The organism is Psychrobacter sp. 78a-MNA-CIBAN-0178 (assembly GCF_040309625.1).
GTDB lineage: Bacteria > Pseudomonadota > Gammaproteobacteria > Pseudomonadales > Moraxellaceae > Psychrobacter > Psychrobacter okhotskensis.
In genome coordinates, this window is the sequence record NZ_JBEOOZ010000084.1 from 1 (window position 1) to 478 (window position 478).

Consider the following 478-nt stretch of genomic DNA (forward strand, 5'->3'; position numbering starts at 1 on the left):
AAACGATTAGGGTTTAAAACGCCAAACCAGGTGTTTTATTCCATTACTTAGCGTTGCACTTGGTGTGTTAATCTAGGCATGAAGATGTTTTTATTATGGCTAAATCAGGGCATGCCACTGTTGTTACAATGAATTATCAGGATGATTATGCATTGGGTTACCTTGGAGATGTTTGGCTTTTACCGACCAAAAAGTGTCACTGTGGATAATATATGAAAAATTCAATATTACTATCATCAATTCTACTACTTGGATGCGGAGCGACTGAATCTATAGATGAAAAGTTGAATGCTGATATGAATGGCAATGATTTGAAAAATCAATCTAATACTGAAAGCTTTTCCAAACTATCAATTGACTCAGATAAACTCCTATCTAATAAAATAGAAACCTCTGATCTAGAGCCCATCCCGAATTCTGTGTAACTGCCATTTAGATTAAGTGCTTACTAATACGATCATCAAACATAATCATAAAG

Annotated in this window: 1 protein-coding gene; it reads left to right on the plus strand. The window is 34.5% G+C overall.

What is annotated here, in order from left to right; genetic code table 11:
* Positions 1 to 212: 212 nt before the first annotated feature.
* Positions 213 to 425: a hypothetical protein gene (locus AAEY80_RS14345; RefSeq protein WP_201567978.1), complete on the plus strand. Its 213-nt coding sequence runs from the start codon at positions 213 to 215 to the stop codon at positions 423 to 425.
* The last annotated feature ends 53 nt before the right edge of the window (positions 426 to 478 follow it).